The 1,681-nt window shown below is 60.7% G+C and carries 2 pseudogenes; one reads left to right on the top strand and one right to left on the bottom strand.

What is annotated here, in order from left to right:
- Positions 1 to 643, top strand: a pseudogene (locus tag ACK4SV_RS14650) (hypothetical protein); the annotation flags it as partial.
- Between the two features lie 24 nt (positions 644 to 667).
- Here ACK4SV_RS14650 and ACK4SV_RS14655 read toward each other — a convergent pair.
- Positions 668 to 1,681: pseudogene (locus tag ACK4SV_RS14655) on the bottom strand (hypothetical protein); the annotation flags it as partial.

Genomic DNA, 1,681 nt, shown 5'->3' on the forward strand with positions numbered 1-1,681 from the left:
GGGCGCGAGGCTCTCCGAGCTGGGGCGGCGGGAAGACGCCCTCGCCGCTACGCAGGAGGCGGCCGACATCCGCCGTACCCTCGCGGCCGCCCGGCCCGATGCCTTCCTCCCGGACCTCGCGATAAGCCTCAACAATCTGGGCGATCAGCGGCTTGCCTGCGGTGAACATGACGCTGCGATTGAGGCGTACACGGAGTGTGCCCGGGTCCTCAAGCCTTTCGCCGATGCACTGCCAGCTGTTCATGGAAGTCTGTTCGAGACCAATAACAGGGACCTGATTGCAGCCCTCAAATCCAAAGGCCAGAGTGAAGACGAAATCGCCGTGCACCTTTGGCCGCTTGGCATTGCTTATGAAGCGGCCCGCTCGGACGCTAACATGTCGAAGCTGGACCAAGAGACGGCCATCGAGCCTGTTATCAGCCCGGACAGGCTGACAGGTCACGGCGCGCGGCCGTCACGGCAGTCGGGAGACGCGCAAAATCCGAAGCGTCGCGGCGGCAGGGTCTTGGCTGTGGTGCTCCTTATACTGGCCGTTACAATTGGCCTGGTCGCCGCCACCCTGATTTGGGGTCTGCCCCCGGGCACCGGCTGGGCCGAACCTATACTTGATAGGGTACGCCGCGCGTTGGGTTCGACCCTCTGAGCAAATCTGAATACGGGTTCCAGGCTAAGTTCGATGGAATGCCGCCACAGCCACGCTCCCCGGATCCCCCTCCCCAAACTCCCCCACCTTGTTCGCTTCCTTCCCTATCAACACGACGCCGGTCGCAACCACATGCCGCCGCCGCGTGAGCCCCCGATCAAACGGACCACCATTTTCAAACTTTTCCTCCGGGCTAAGATGGTAGAAGCGTAGCACATCCGCGTATGATTTCAGCGCAGCAAGCGGCACCGGCTCTCCCGTCTCGCGATCAAAAGCATGTGCTGCGGCCAATGCCGGATCCCGCTCAAACAGCGCAATCGGCTTTGGAAACATCCGCTTTGCCGGTCTGCCACGTTGGATGACGTCCACCGCTTCGATCATGGGCTCGCAGAGCGCTTCTCCCTTCGCCGTCGGCGCAACCATGAACCCGAATGGTTTCACCTGGTCTGGATAGGCTTTGCCCTCATTGTATTTCCCCATCCATCTGAGCAGGGCGGGGCTGGTCGCGCCATAGCGCATCAATGCGGGCTCGCTCAGCTTAGGGTGATAATCAAGCCGCACCTGATTGGGGTGGCCAGCGCGTGCCGCTTTGATGATGTGGTACCAAAGATCGTACTGCCACCGCTTCACACCGATCTTGCTCAGATCGCAGACTGGTGCCGGAATGCCTGGCGCGGCATCATCCGCGCCATAGGGATCCATCAAGTGCCCCAGCCCATGCGCAGAGGCTTTTCGGATGATGGGGCGGCCTTTGCCATCGATATTGAACAGCGCATAGCGCTTGGCTGAGATCGCAAGACAATAGAGCGGGATCAACTCGCCGGTTGCTGCATCGAAGTTCACATCCTCCATCTGAAGAATTGAGACAGGCTTGTGATAGGGATTTAGCGGCTCGAACCATTCGATGACGCGGCACACGCGGGCTTCAAACTCTGCGCGAGGCATTCCCTCGGGTTTCGCAAGCGCGAGACTGTCCGTATCGCAGAATGCCCAGCCGAGCCCGTGCTTCTCCGCAACCAACTCAGCGCAAGCAAGCAT

Origin of the sequence: Hyphomonas sp. (genome assembly GCF_046313735.1) — a bacterium.
Taxonomy (GTDB): domain Bacteria; phylum Pseudomonadota; class Alphaproteobacteria; order Caulobacterales; family Hyphomonadaceae; genus Hyphomonas.